The organism is Paenibacillus sp. FSL P2-0121, assembly GCF_037975345.1.
Lineage (GTDB): Bacteria > Bacillota > Bacilli > Paenibacillales > Paenibacillaceae > Paenibacillus_AQ > Paenibacillus_AQ odorifer.
The window spans coordinates 1076312-1090740 of record NZ_CP150245.1 but is presented as its reverse complement, the minus strand read 5'-3'; the positions used below and the strand labels follow the sequence as shown (position 1 = coordinate 1090740).

Here is a 14429-nt window from a genome sequence, read left to right as displayed (position 1 = left end):
CTTGTTATTCGACTGTTCCATCCGGACTTGCAGTCGGGGAGGGTTCAGCACTTGAATCAGAAGCTGGTGGAATATTAGGGTCGGGATCTACGATCAATGTAAATCTTCCGGCTTTGATCATACTTTTCTCTAGAATTGTCGCTCCAGGCTCCAATGTAACCTCAACCTGATAGGAAGGTTGTTCACCTTCAGTCACAGCTGTTGCGGAAGGCAACCCAGTGCTGTCCTCAGTATTAGAGGAAGGCGTAGGAGACGGAGATGCATCAGCTACAGCATTAGTAGCATCTGCACCTTCTGCTGTTCCTCCAGTAGTGCCAGCGGCATCTGACTCGTCAGCAGCGTTTCCCTCATCCGTCCCATCCGTTGACGGCACTGGACAAGTCCCATTCGTAGCAGCGACCTTAAAGCTTTTATCTATCTCTGTAGACGAAGACATTAAACTAATCTCAGTCGGTTGAAACTGCACACAGTCATCTGCACTTGCGAAGGTGAACACCAATATGCTGCTCCCCTTATCTCCTTCGACGCTCTGATCCTTCAAGTATACTGAAGCTGGAGGCAGCATATTGCCTGCACTCTGAACAGGGGTCGGCTCAGGGCTTGTCCCCGGCAGAGCCGTCTTCGTATCATCCGGACGCAGCATACTGAATACGATAATTGCAATAATCACCAGAATACCCGTAATGGAGCCGGAGATTAAGAGTCGAAATCGGCTGCGGCTGATCCAGCGCGCCAGCGGGGAAGCCAGTTGGGAGCGGGCTTCATTGTACACATTTTGCAGAGCAGGCCGAGCTGCCGCGACATAGTTCTTTCGGAATTCCCGATTCTTGAACGCTTCACGATCACTGCTCAGGAAATACTTCAGAATCGCCTTACGGTAACCCGGTTGCAGCTTTTTATTCGAAACCGTAAATAAAGGATTGCCTTGCGACCAAGCAAAAAACCGATAGATGATTTCTTTGTCGGAACCGGCTTTACGCTTTAACAGCTCCAGAAGCGCATCGTAATCCAGCGGACCCCCTTCACGCTGAGTTGTATAGTAAAAGGCTAGCGGAAGCCGTTCAAAGGGTTCCAGAACACGCGCCTCTTTTAGCAAACGACGACCCAGTAGCTGCACATCGTCTAGTTCCTGCGGAGACAATCCTGTAAAAATCTCCTCATTCGGCTTCTCTTCACCAAACCAGCGGTAAGCGGCACGCAGCGCATTCTCTTTCTGCTTGCTAATCCTATCCAGTGGCGGCTGCCAATCGACAACATTACCATACCGTAAAAAAACTACCTCCAGAAGCTCCTCCTGCGTCATATCAGAAAGCGATAAGCGGTTCAGTAAGAATCTATCTGCTGAAGCAGCAAGATCCTGCATTAGGGAGAGTGCCTTAGGAGCAACTCCTGTTCCTTTGCGGCGATCTTTTTCTGCCTTATCTACAATTTCATGAATTTCCGCTACAGAAGCCACCGGATCATGCTCCAGCTGGAGCTTTTCTAGCAAATAATCCTTCACAGCATTTTGAGCAAAAGACTGCTCTAACGCCACTGGCAGGAACCGCCCCCAATGGAGCACAAAGCTCAGAATATCCGCAGATCTGGACGCCGCAGCTAGTCTTGATTCCATATAAGGCTCAAGTAGCTGCTTACGGAAATAAGTTTCAGACATCACGCGCTGGAAGTAAGCTGCACTTAACTCATCATTACTCTCAATGATCCCGTAAGCAGCACTCAAAATATCCTTGCGGCCCGCTTCCACACTATGAAGCATCCCATTGATGAAATAATCCACGATTCTGACCCTGTAATTGTGATCCTTAAGTACAAAATACTCTTTAAAGCATTCCATAATCGCCGGATCTGGCACATTTCTTTGCCGAATCAGATCAAATTCCCGGTCAAACCGTTCTAAGAAAATATCATTCAAGCGGATTCTAGAATGAATTGCACCGTCTGGTTTAAGGTAAGAAAGCAAACCACTTAGCACCGCACTCTTGTTTTCCGTATATAAATGCTCGTTCCCTTGCTCAATCTCATAAAATATAGCCAGCTCATTATAGAAAGAAAGGGTTAGCTTGTGCTCAGGACTCTCTCCACGCAGAATCTGATCGGCGAAGCTTACGAAGTCGTTAATATCTCCTGGATTCAGCAGTAATAGCTTCCACACCAAATCAGCATAAGGCTGGCGGGTCTCGCCAAAATCGACATTCCCCATCCGTCCGGAAGCCAAATCAAAGGTATAATCCTTCTCAATACTGCGGTCACCGGGACGAAGTGAACCTTTTTCCACAAAGCTAAGATGTATATATTTACGGCTTTGCGGTTCATTCGCATAGGTAATCACGCCTAATCTACGGCGGAATTCATACGGCAGCACGCTATACAGAATTTCTGTAAGCTCCACCGCCCGCGCAGACAACTCGGTGATAGGTACGTTTAGAGCCACGTAGATTTTTTTCTTACCTGCTACAGAGAGCATCACCGCTTGCAATAATGCCTTGAATATCCCTTCATCAATCCCTAACAGACGTAAGCCTGCGATTGGATCCGGGCTGCGGTCTGTGCGAACAACTGGAATAGAGGGCAGCTCCGGCAAGGTTCCACCAAGCTCTCCAGTATAACGCTCTGCAAAATCAGCATGCAGCCAGTCTACATAGCTCTGCACAATTTCTTCGGAACGTGAAGCAGGAACTACATAGTTATGTGCAAAAAAAGCGCTTCGTTGGCCTGTGAAATCGGCCGCTTGATAACGACTAAGCCCAATAACTGTATCCCCGTTCTCAGCATGAAATAGGTGCAGCGCACCAGGATATGCAGCCTCATCCTTCTCTCCACGTGCGGTTAACTCCGCAGGAGCATCGTAGAGGCAGAAGGGATGAAGGATTTTTTTCACAAAATTATTGTCTAGACTATCTGATTTCGCTACCGTATCGAAGCCTTCTGTGGAACGAAACACTCCGCGACGTTCGCGGGTGTACATCTGTTGGGCGATTGTTGACCCTGAGAAAACATTCACGGGCCGTCGCTCCCCTCAATATACTTCAGCTTATGCAGCAGCCAAATAAAAGGCTCGTCTACACGAATCGGGCTTACTACACCCTCAATCTTTTGATTCACAGGATTGCTGCCCAACGCAGATACTGCAAAATAACCCGTATTCGCGAAATAAACATCCATCGTATCTTTAAAGGGTCTGTCCACCTTACCAATAAATCTGCGAATTTCCCCGTCGATATTATGGAACTCGTCCATGTTTAATGTTTTGCGGTGAACATAGTTATTGAACACATTGCTGTTGGACTTGATGTAATCGCCATCCTCATCCTTCAGCGAATGCAGCATATCACTTTTGGCAAGCACAACCGCTGTTGGAATGTCTGTCTTACTCTTTTCCTGATAGGCAATAAAATCACCGAACATCGTCAGCACCACATCGCGCGGCTCGTCATATTGTGAGACCCATTCTCCCGGGCGGTCACCGATGTTAATATGAATCTTTTCACGGATAGAACGGATTTGCAGCGGATCGACCATAAACAAAATACCCGCAGAGTTCTTGATATGCTGACCATGAAGTCCAAGATAATCCTGATCCACCATACCCTCACCTGCTACATCAAAGAATACAAGTGTCAGTGGCGGTTTATTTTCATCCTTAAAGACAAATTGAAAGATAAAAGGCTCCTGCATTTTTTCCTTCTGTGTAGAAGCCAGCAGATCCCCACGCTCAAAAAGCGGTTCTTCATACAATGTACGGAACTTACGGCTAATCTCTGCATTAAGCGGCATACAAGCGGCATCAAAATGACCTGCTGTAGTATGCTGCAATGTGTGGATCAGCGAGGTCATATACACCGATTTCCCGACTTGGGATGCCCCGATAATCGAGATGATGTTACTTGGCACCTTCCCGGCAGTCACCGGCAGCTCATTATGGCAGGACGGGCAAAGCCGTCTGCGCGTAAGCACACCGTAACGATCCGTAAGCCCAGTTAACACATGATCCGTGTAATGATGATATTCTTCCGGAATATCCGCCGGGTTGATAATCGCTTCTATGTCATCTACCGTATCAAGCCCAAAGCGCTCACGGTATTTGTTCAAGGCGTCATCCTCACCCAATGCGTAATTTTCATCGTCCTCCCGGCTGTGCATAGCCCGAAAGACGACATCCTCCGGAGAGAACTTGGTGAAGCAATACGGACACACTATATCGTAAAAAAGCGGCCGCGGCTCCGGCTGATTCTTTTTCATAAAACGGCTAAAAAAAGACATCTACTCATCCTCCCAAAAGTTGTATCTACGTACTTGCTATGAACGCCACTGCTCATCACCCGCTTGTACGTGTAGACCGAGTCTCACTCCGGTACCAATTCGTAATAAAGCCCATATTTCTTGCCATCGGTGAAAAAGATGCGTACAAAATCATCCTTACCGATTTCAATCGGCGGAAGTACATTGCGTCCAGGAGCGAAATCCTGGACGAAGGGAAAGAGAATACCATCCTCTTTCCCTGCAGGATGCCCTCCACGTTTCTTGACATAACAGAGGACATCCCGTGCCACGGGCACTTCTGCCGTAATCGCCATATGTACGGTCTTTTGTTTTCCGAATAAGGCCTTTTTTTGTTGAATGGAATAATAGATCCGGGCTTTGCCTGCACTGACCATCACCCGGTTCACACCATCATTTTGCCTCACCAGGGCAGTCTCACCGTTCTCAGCAAGACGAGCAAATATCGTATAGGATATCAATCCGATCTCATCCAATCGATCACGATAACCATTGTTAGATTTGTATTCCTCACGAGTGTAGAGCTTCATCCCGATCGGCGGATCATCTCCGGTTCCCATGTCAGCCGCTTCTGCGGAGGTTTTGTGGATGTACACCGCCTGCACGCCGTCCGGCCAGCGCCATCTCAGCGTACAGAATCGGTCATCCACTTGGGATGTCACATCCGTTATTCCCGGAGCGGAAGCATTAACCTCGGCGTACCTCATTACTGTAAACCCCTTTCCGCTACACTAGAATCCTTTGCTGTTCCGGCTTCTGCGCCGACCCGGAAAGTTATCCGATGCTGGTGCAGGCGCTGCGTTATTGTTTCTTCTATTTCGATAAATACGTCCTTCTCCTACCGGAATGACGCCTGTAAATAATGCAATAATAGCAGCTAATATAAGAACAGCCAGAAGACGAATAAGACTATCTGTAAAGGAGTCACCGCTAAGTCCAAATTCCAGAATCAGTCCTGCGAACAAGCCTGATATTACGCCGCCAATCCCAAAGCTTTTAGCCAAATGACGGTTATCAAACATAATTCCCAGACCTAATCCAAGCGCAGCTCCCATCAACATCAGTGACAAAATACGAACCGCAGCATAATAAGGACTGTCTGCCGTTGAATCACTGCGCTCAGTTAGCAGCGTCCGATCTCCCAGACGGTCATAGATCTGCTGGAACACATCGCCCAGTAGGGCTGAATCCTTGACATCATAATAGTGTCCGCCTGTCACTCTCGCAATATCCTGCAACAGCTGAGTGCCTGCTGGATCATTCAAGCCCAGACCAATGGTATTCACGGCAATGCCGCGCTCTACATAAGCCTGCAACTCTCTTGTGGTATCGAAATTACTCACTCCGTCAGACAACAAGATGACCATGGCTCCTTGGTCTTTTTTGCCGTCACTCTCAATCTCCTTGAGTGCCTCCGAGACCGCACCGCTAATATTCGTACCGCCTTCGGTTGGCTGCAGATTATCGATTGCAGTCAGCACCTTCTCACGATTCTCCGAATTTGAAAGTGGCGTTAAAGGTTGGACAACTACAGCTTCGTTGTTAAAGGTCACCACGGCTACCTTATTGTCAGTGTCCATTTTTGTAATTAACGCTTTTGCTGCGGAATACCGGCTATTATCGGGATCACTCTGTGTCATACTGCCTGAGTCATCGATAGCCATTACTACATTCTTAACTGGTCTGGCTCCGCCAAAATTCAGCTCATAAACAAACTCCGTTAAGGCTCCAACACCAAGTGCAAGAACAATCATCAGAGGCAGCAGCTTCCACGATAACCCCAGATAGCGCTGCTTCCATGAAGCTCCGTTCAGTCGTGGCGAGATCATCTCTGCAAGCAGGCAGCCTACACCGACTCCCAGCGCCACAATGGCAAAATAAATACCCACAAGCAGGATGGAAGGCAGATCGTTATACCAGCTTAGCAGCCATTCGTCAAAAAGAAAGGCGACCCCGCCGCCGATCAGACTGAAGAAGAGCAGCAGCAGATTGATTTTTCTCTGCATCGTTATACTTCCTTTCCGGGTAAAATCTGAATTGTACTCTTATCCTTTAAACATTCCGGGGGTTATGCTGCCTGATAAACGGGCTACCCGGATGTGTTATCATCCCCCAGATTGCACTTTGTGCAATAGAATGGAATAGGAGAAACATCTATTTCTATTCTATTGCATAGTGTGCAGTGGAAATAAGGAGAAATGTCCCTATCCCAGAAATCTAATTAAGCGTTATATCCGATGACTCTATTGCACCAAGGCAATAAAGGGACTCAAAGTGAGGGGACCTATCTATTACGCCATCAGCGCATCTCAGGAAGCTGATCTTCACTCAGCCCATGGAGCTGATAGCCATTCTGAGCATAAGTCTCATAATAGACCTTACCGTTGCGATAATAGAGCAGGTCTTCTAAATGAAAGCCGCCCATCAGGTTTAGCTTCTCCACTCCGCTCCTCCGCTGCTCATGCACGAATCCTAACCGGTAAATCCGGGTTGTCTCATCCACTCCAAAGGCGTAGCGTAGAAACTCTGATGAACTGTCTCCGAAGAAATATTTCTCCTCATGACGATGCTCTTGCGTGTATTCGAATAACCGAACATTAATGGCCGCGCCCTCTTCTAAATTATGATACAAGCGCTTGAACAGCTCTTCCCTCGATAGAACCTGACGATTCTCATAGGCTGCCGCAACATTTGCACGCCGCAGAAGCTCTTCCTCAAAAGATAAATTGAAAGGTTCTGCTGTCAGCAGCTCCCGGCGGCAAATATCAATCAAACGCTCAATCACAGCTTCTTTCCCTTGTTCTAAGAGCTTGGAGATACTGCCCATGTACTTCTCACTGAAGAATATTCCAGGTCCACGCCGGGTTTCGATATCCTTCATCACTTCTTCTGTGACTACGCGGTAGTATTCCATTACGTTCTGGCCCGTTGTTTCGTTTGTTCGCCCAATGCTGTCCATAACAGTAATACGCAATTCTTCCTCCAAAGTCTCCATAGCTTTCACACGGGCCATACTTTCCATATGAAGCTGCTCAAGTGCAGATTCCAAACGACTGCATAGGGCAAGCTCACTTTCTAGGCCCAATAGTTCATATTTTTTGCCATATACGGCTGAGAATAAATAATGAATGAAGTTACGTACTGTTCTTTTATCAAAAAGCGGCACACGCTGGAACGGCTGGCGCTCCACGCTTTCTGCGTAAAGGTCCTCAAGCTCCTCCTGCATGGAGAGAATCGCGGAACGCAGGCCTGCCATATGCTGACGTAAAAGATGGAGCACACTTCCGGCTTCATCACGATCTGCCGTCCACTCCGCAAGCTGATAAAAGCTTACCGCTGGCGTAGATGTTTCCTGTGCCGCCAGCATAGTGCGCCATTGGCGTAATGGATTCATTCCCTCTACTCTCCGGTTTGACTCTGCCACAAAGTTATTGCGGAAATAAGCTTCGCCCCCGTCACCGAACAACTGCCGTTCAGCTTCACGAAGTGACAGCTGCTTCAGTTCATTATAGGTAGGGCGTCCGTGACTCATTAACCCCGTCATTTCATTCAGGCCGTCTTTCTCCGGAAGTAGGTGTACCGCGTGTTCCCGCAAGCTGTCAGGGTCCAGCCCTAACAACGCCTGCCGTTCACGTATAGTCCACGAACTGCCCTCACGCATATCGGAGACAAGCCGCCGGAACGCATGATACAGCACCGCCAAAGCAATTTGAACATTAGGTCTTCTTACCCCGGAAAAGCCAGCAGAGGCGTAGCCTTGTCTTCCAGTGCTGCCCCTGATGCCGCTTTTGAAGGTCATATTGTTATATCCGCCATGACCAGTAGCCTGATCAGAAGCCGGGCGGACCCGATTTTTGAGCAGACTAATATGAGAAATAATCTCGTAGTTGTCATCCATACCGTGTGCAGACATCATACCGCGCTCATTCTTATCGGAGAGCAGATACACAAGGTCAAATAATGCGGAAGGACCATGGGCAACTGGAATCGACAGACCGTCTTCCGTCACAAGTAACGGCGCATTAAACTTATAGTCCGTAGCTTGCATTCTGTCCAATTCACGCAGAAAAGCCAGCCCTACTGAGCTGGAATATCCAAAATTATCCCCTTGCTCCCGCTCATTGATCAGAGCGTAGAGATCTGTCTGTACGGACTTAAAGGACTGGCCGAGTACAGCACGAGCCAGCAGTGTAATTTCCGGCAGCAATACATTAAGCGGATCATCAACCCGCGTAATGATAGAGAGATGGATGACGTCAAAAGATGAATATAGACGTCCATAATCCGCTATACTGTTGCTCAGCCGCCGGATAACTTTATTCATTTCAGCAAGATAACGTGTATCCTCATGAAACTTGCGGTAAAGTTCATGACGCACAGTGCGTGGATCTGACCCTGCCGTTTCCGGCAAGGCCATGGCCAGCACCCGGTCTTTTCCTCCCGCAACAGATCCACTTATACTTCCGTCTATTCCCTCTTTTGCCGCACCTGACACAGCATGTAACGCCATAACACCGCCGGCGTTATCCCATTTTCGTTCGCAGCTATCCAGCACCGGACCGATGGCCGGAGCAACCTTGTCGCCTACGAACAGAAACAGGGCAGGGTAATGGATGCTGCTGCGTCCATCCCCTTTGCTGCGCTGTGCCTCTTCCTGTACCGCATATTGTTCACCATAAGATAATGCCTGTGTTTTGATCATAGGCCTATTTCAACTTTCTGCGGATACTGCCGAGCTTGCTAGTCATGCTCTTGTAGAATCCGTACATCTCATCGCCGCTCTCATACTCTACCCGTTCGTACTCCAAGCTGTCGCGTGCTTCCAGGAATGATACATACAGTCCTTCCAGCTTATAGAGCAGCGGGGTAACGTCTTCAGCGGCAGTCATTTCACCTGCACGACGTGCTGCCTTACGCAGCAGTACGCTGCGGCTCTTCTCATCCAGCTCCCGGAAGTGACGATACACGGCATACTCTACGTAGCTGCGCTCTTTCATCAAATTAGCAAACGGCTCCCAAGCGTCCTCTTCTTCATCACGGTCATAAACATAGAGTGCACCTTTTTTGATAATGCTGTCTGTATACAAAGCTTCAATGAACTGATCCATCCACTTATCTTCGTCCAGATATTGATGAAGCACACCTTCAAGCTCAGCGGCTTTGGCAGTCAGTTCAGCATATTTAGCCAGCTCCACACGAACACGTGAAATCAGCTGCGGTGAACGAATGAGATTCTCCTGCGCCATGTCCTTGTTGATGCTGCCAAAGATATCTTTAAGGCCTTCCCGCTCCAAGCCCTTCTCACGCAGGCTCTTCAGCTCATCAACCGCCTTCTTCACTTCACCGAGATTTGGGCGTGTGGATTGCAGCTGCATATCGAAACCGTTCAAAATGGCGTCCAGATCAAAAGGTTTGGTGAACACAACAGAATATCTGTTACTTGTGTTCTCATCTACACCTTTTTCAATAATGACTCCACTTGCCAGCGCTTTTGCAAAGTCTGCACGCACTCTAGCGTTATAATCACGTACACGAGAATTGACGTAAGTGTCGCCCCATGATTTTTCTGGAATCGGAGAAGGCAGGTACGTCCAGTTGTTCTTATCCGTCATCACGAGATGGCGGCCGATCCCTTCCTTGTCGAGAATGGTCCGCTCATAGTTTTCTTCAAACACCCGCAGCGGCGTGTATACGAAAAGTGGCACACCGTTACGTGTATTAAGCCAGAAAATACGGTTTTTCACTTGGCTTTCCTTGATCGTAAATTGCGATTTGCCAAGCGCATTATTCTGATAATTACGAATCCCTTTTAGGATACCCGGCGCTTTTACAGGCACGGAAACGAAACCCCATGATGGGAAATGTAAGCTGCCTGAGCTATTGCTAAGGTGGAAGGTAGGCACAGCCTCTTCGTCCAATTTACCGGCAATAATCCGCTCAACGAATTTATCCAGCGGCTCTTCATGGCCGAATTTCATCACAAGGAAATCCTCCATCGAACGGGTAATCAGATCCCCAAACTTATCGCTAAGGAATTCCGAAATTGAGCGAACGATATCAATCTCCTGCTCTTTGACCCAACGTCCGGAATGCTTCAGCATTTCACGGGTGAAGTCACGAATCAGGTCGTCGCCGTCCTTCTGATCCATGATCTTGGAGATGGTCGCCGAAATATCCGGCACGTTCACAATGTTCCAATAATAAGTTTTGTTTCCTTTATAGTCTGCCTGCTCTTCGCCATTGATAAGGATGTCCCCGTTCTTGGCAAAAATCGAGCTAAGCGCACTAAGAATCTCTGTAAACACACCGTAAATCCGGCTGTTCTCATCGTTTAAGAGCTCATATAAGTCCTCGTAAAATTGAATCATTTGCTCAGTGCGTTCTACATCGGCGTGCAGCCAATACTCATTGATTTTAGCCTCAATATAGGCATTTTTCTTCTTCTCTTTGGAGACAAAAGCACTGCGGGCATCGCTCAGCTTCTCATCCGCACTGTCCTGCGCTGTCTCAATATCACGTGGCAAACGCAACAAGCTTTCACGTAAAGCCTCAATATAAGACTGAATCAGCTTCAAAATACAGAAGCCCTTCTCGGTATACAGCAAGCGGGAAACGTAGAACGGCCCTTGCTCTGGATGCAGGAAGATGCGCTCCAGCTCTTCACTGAAACGTCCCACAATTTCGCCAGGCAGCTGCTTTTTCGATTTGATATATTCTTCACGGGCACGAGCCAGGAAGTTCTGCTCCAGCTCTGTATCCATGCTTACCACTTGATTCTTAACAACATTGGCATGGCTCAAGCGTTCGCTGTTCTCGTAGCCTGGCAACGGCTCAGGCACACGGGATTCAAATGTCTTAATCATACTGTCGAGATCAATCCCAAGCTTACGTGCGAATTTCTCTACATCCTCTTGACCTGGCGCCTGCTGGAACATTTTTTCCATTTTATCAAACAAGCGGAAAGCCAGGTAAGTCGTCATTTCCTCAATCGGAAGCACAGCGGACGAGGCACCGATAATGTTGTATTCATAGTTAGCTGGGTAGGTCTTGTTCATCTGCGCAATGTTAGTGCGGATATTACTGATATAGTCATGAATGGCGAATTCTTCACCAGACTGTTTTTCTTCACTCGCCATAAAGTTCGTGATGTTCTCCGCCGTTACGTTCATACAGTAATCGTACGCATTCTCCAGCAGCTTACCCTCGGTATTCGTTGCAGAGATCAAATGACATAGATTAAATGGAGGCAGCGGTGAATTTACCGTCAAAATATTACCGTATTGCTGCTGGAATCGCTCACCACGACTGTCCACATTCATCCAGTAATCCAGCTCTTTTAGCGCTGCATAACCGTTCTTGCGAATATATTCACGCGTGTGCTCACTTAGACTTTTATTAGACAAATTCACGTCAGGTGTAAAGAGGTACCCCAGTGTGTTCACACGGTCAATACCAGCTGATCCATAGTCACGTTCAATAATACCGCGCACGATATAGGCAATATCCAAGAAAGCCCCACTGCCTGTACCGCCCGACAGACCTGTCAGGAGAAAGACCATCAGCTTTTTGTTAGTGCCTACGGATAACGTCTTGATCTTCTTATCAATCGCGCCTACAACCTGATTAATCTTGGTGAACAAAAGCAGACGTCCAGCCTGCCGCACACCAGCAGCACCATTCATACCATCTGTAATACTCAGCTCAGGTGACAGCCAATCCGTAATATAGGAATCGAGGATACTGCGGTTCTGCAACAATCCGCCGATTTCGGCATTCGCCAACAGTACAAATTCATTTTGCGGGTCCAGCCCAATGCCTTTGTATTTTTTTCCACGATCCTGTTCATTCGTCTCAAAAGCTAGAAATTCCACATTATCCGGCTTGTCCCGTTTCTTCTTGGATATCGGATCCTCCGGCAGCTTAAAGCGGCGGTTAATCTGATATTTAAGACGCAGCAGAGCATCAATGCCCGTGCCGCCTAGTCCAATGATCAGGATCGGATTATCAATCGTATCCACCCTGATCTTATCGCTGACAATCCCGCCGCCTAGTGATACATCCAATTGCTGTATATGCTCTCTTACTACTGGTTTCATATGCTTATCCTCCTAAAAGTTTTGCGGAAGCTGTACTTCAGATATCTTGCAGCAAAACTGTTTCTGCGGCATATATTGCCATTGCCTACTATACTAAATATTCCAGATAAATCGTCTTATCTACCGTCTGTAGAGATACTGAAACGCGGTCCCCACTCTTCAGTTCAAGACCACGCGAAGCATCCGCAGCACGTCCGGATCTCTCCACAGTAACACCTTCTCCGCTGCGTAACAGCAATCGGTCATTCTTAGCCGGTGTGAAAATAACAGTTTCGCTCTCCTTCAGTTCAGGCGCCAATTGCAGCAGCTGATGAAGGGTGAACTTGCCCTTGAAGCCTGCAAGCTTCTTATATTGTGGGTAGGTCTTCTCACCCGTATTGCTGTCTTTAACCTCTACTACCAGCTGTCCAACAAAACCACGTGCCGATTTCTTATTCAGCACATACCATGCTGCACCCGCTGCCAGCACTAAAAGAATGCCCCCTATAATGTAATACAGGGTATTGGATGAGGCTTCCTTCAGGGGTTCTTCGTTGCCAGTCCCTGTAGAAGGTGCTGTTGTTGCTGCTCCGCCTGTCTTCGCGCTGATCTGGACAGGTGCACTTTCCCGATAAAAGCTGCTTTCCTCTGCCCGTACCTTCAACTCGTAGTTATGGCTTTCTTTTACCTCAAAGGTACCCTTGAAGACAGCTCCGGAGTTATCCAGTTCGATTTCTTGCACATCACCTGTATCAATATCTGTAGCAAGCAGTACCGCCTTCATATCTTGATACAAATTACTGAGTGTTACCTGAGTACCGTTGCTGAACAGATGCGAGGTGATGTCGATTTTATCACCCTTTTTATAGGTTGCTGATGGCAGCGCATCGATCTTAAGCTCCAGGTCATAGTTAAAGACTAGATTAATATCAATCTTATCCTTTGGCACACCTTTAACCTGAAGTTTCCAATCTCCTTCCTCCGGTGACAGTAGCTTAATCAAGCTATAAGTAGAAGACTTGGACAGCAGGACATTGTTTGAGGGGATCGCAACTTCTTTCCCTGACGGGTCCGTTAATTTCGCTGTCACAGGCTGTGAAGACATAATTGAGATATTGGCTTCCAAAACACTGCCGTTAGGCACGTTGACGGTCACGTCCTGATAATCGCCATTTGCAGTAATCGACTGCACAGGCACTACCTTCAGCTTCAAATGGCTGGCAAAAATCTCACTCAGGATTTGCGGTAGATCGTCTGCTGAGTCCGTCGAAAATGCTTTACCACCCGTCTCGTTGGACAGGTCGGCGAGGCTTTGTTTATTCAGCTTGCCATCTGCATTAAGTCCAATGGTATAGATGGGATAGCCATTCTTTTTGGCAACCTCTACGGCCGCCTTCAGCTCTTTATCTGATTCACTTTGCGTCCGGCCTGTCGCTTTGTTGAAATCGTTATTGCCGTCAGCGAGCATTACAATGATAGGCTCATGGGAAGGGTCACTTCCATTCTGCAGAACCTTTACAGCTTCCTCTACGCCAATAGCGATATCGGTGTAAGCTCCTCGGTCCAAACCATCAATAAAATCCTTCAAATCCTGCTTATCGCTCTCCGAGCTAATTTGCAGCAGAGCCTTTTCCCGTTGCACCTTGTCGGTATAGGCAACAATACCTACTTTATCACCTTGGGTGGATAACATATCTATGAACATTTTCATCGCTTCGTTGGCGATTTTGTTCTTGTCACTAGTCTTCATGGAGTTGCTGACATCAATAAGAAGCACAGCGTCAATGTGAGATTGCGCCGACGTTGCCGCATAGGCCTTAACAGCTGCAAAAGGCGAGGCAGCTAGACAAAGAGCCAGGAGCAATGCCGGAAAGATACGTAGAAAGAGAGTCTTGGTTGTTCTAATACTTTGATATTTACGAAGCATAAATAGGGCTCCTCTTGTGTTATATTAGGCACATATGACAGGTTCAGCACTATCGCTAAAATCTGTAAATAGCATGCCATTATGATATAATTAAACCTTGTAAACTTCAACTTTAGGACCGCCGGACCCAGTGCATTGATGCATAGAAG

7 protein-coding genes are annotated in these 14429 nt (G+C 47.6%); all 7 read right to left on the bottom strand.

Annotated elements, in window-relative coordinates; genetic code table 11:
* Window positions 1–4 precede the first annotated feature (4 nt).
* Complete coding sequence (locus MKY54_RS04620; protein ID WP_339189681.1) at window positions 5–3001, bottom strand: glycosyltransferase; 2997 nt, start codon at window positions 2999–3001, stop codon at window positions 5–7.
* Entirely contained in the window at window positions 2998–4260 is a 1263-nt protein-coding gene (locus MKY54_RS04615) for a hypothetical protein (protein WP_076129587.1), read from the bottom strand. Before MKY54_RS04615 ends, MKY54_RS04620 begins: the two co-directional genes overlap by 4 nt.
* A gap of 83 nt (window positions 4261–4343) precedes the next feature.
* Entirely contained in the window at window positions 4344–4985 is a 642-nt protein-coding gene (locus MKY54_RS04610) for a beta-mannanase (RefSeq protein ID WP_076099551.1), read from the bottom strand.
* Between the two features lie 24 nt (window positions 4986–5009).
* Window positions 5010–6284 (bottom strand): VWA domain-containing protein, encoded by a 1275-nt coding sequence (locus tag MKY54_RS04605; RefSeq protein WP_339189679.1) that lies wholly within the window; start codon window positions 6282–6284, stop codon window positions 5010–5012.
* Between the two features lie 293 nt (window positions 6285–6577).
* Window positions 6578–8980: a transcription initiation factor TFIID gene (locus MKY54_RS04600; protein ID WP_081383413.1), complete on the bottom strand. Its 2403-nt coding sequence runs from the start codon at window positions 8978–8980 to the stop codon at window positions 6578–6580.
* Between the two features lie 4 nt (window positions 8981–8984).
* Complete coding sequence (locus tag MKY54_RS04595) at window positions 8985–12374, bottom strand: tubulin-like doman-containing protein (protein WP_076129589.1); 3390 nt, start codon at window positions 12372–12374, stop codon at window positions 8985–8987.
* Window positions 12375–12462: 88 nt separating this feature from the next.
* The gene (locus MKY54_RS04590; RefSeq protein ID WP_076129590.1) at window positions 12463–14280 is read right to left on the bottom strand and encodes a vWA domain-containing protein; all 1818 of its coding nucleotides are present in this window, start codon (window positions 14278–14280) and stop codon (window positions 12463–12465) included.
* Window positions 14281–14429: the final 149 nt, after the last annotated feature.

Bases quoted from the DNA above. Each gene is read 5' to 3' on its own strand.
- MKY54_RS04600 (WP_081383413.1), bottom strand. From the start codon at position 8,980: ATGATCAAAACACAGGCATTATCTTATGGTGAACAATATGCGGTACAG.
- MKY54_RS04615 (WP_076129587.1), bottom strand. From the start codon at position 4,260: ATGTCTTTTTTTAGCCGTTTTATGAAAAAGAATCAGCCGGAGCCGCGG.
- MKY54_RS04595 (WP_076129589.1), bottom strand. From the start codon at position 12,374: ATGAAACCAGTAGTAAGAGAGCATATACAGCAATTGGATGTATCACTA.
- MKY54_RS04605 (WP_339189679.1), bottom strand. From the start codon at position 6,284: ATGCAGAGAAAAATCAATCTGCTGCTGCTCTTCTTCAGTCTGATCGGC.
- MKY54_RS04610 (WP_076099551.1), bottom strand. From the start codon at position 4,985: ATGAGGTACGCCGAGGTTAATGCTTCCGCTCCGGGAATAACGGATGTG.
- MKY54_RS04590 (WP_076129590.1), bottom strand. From the start codon at position 14,280: ATGCTTCGTAAATATCAAAGTATTAGAACAACCAAGACTCTCTTTCTA.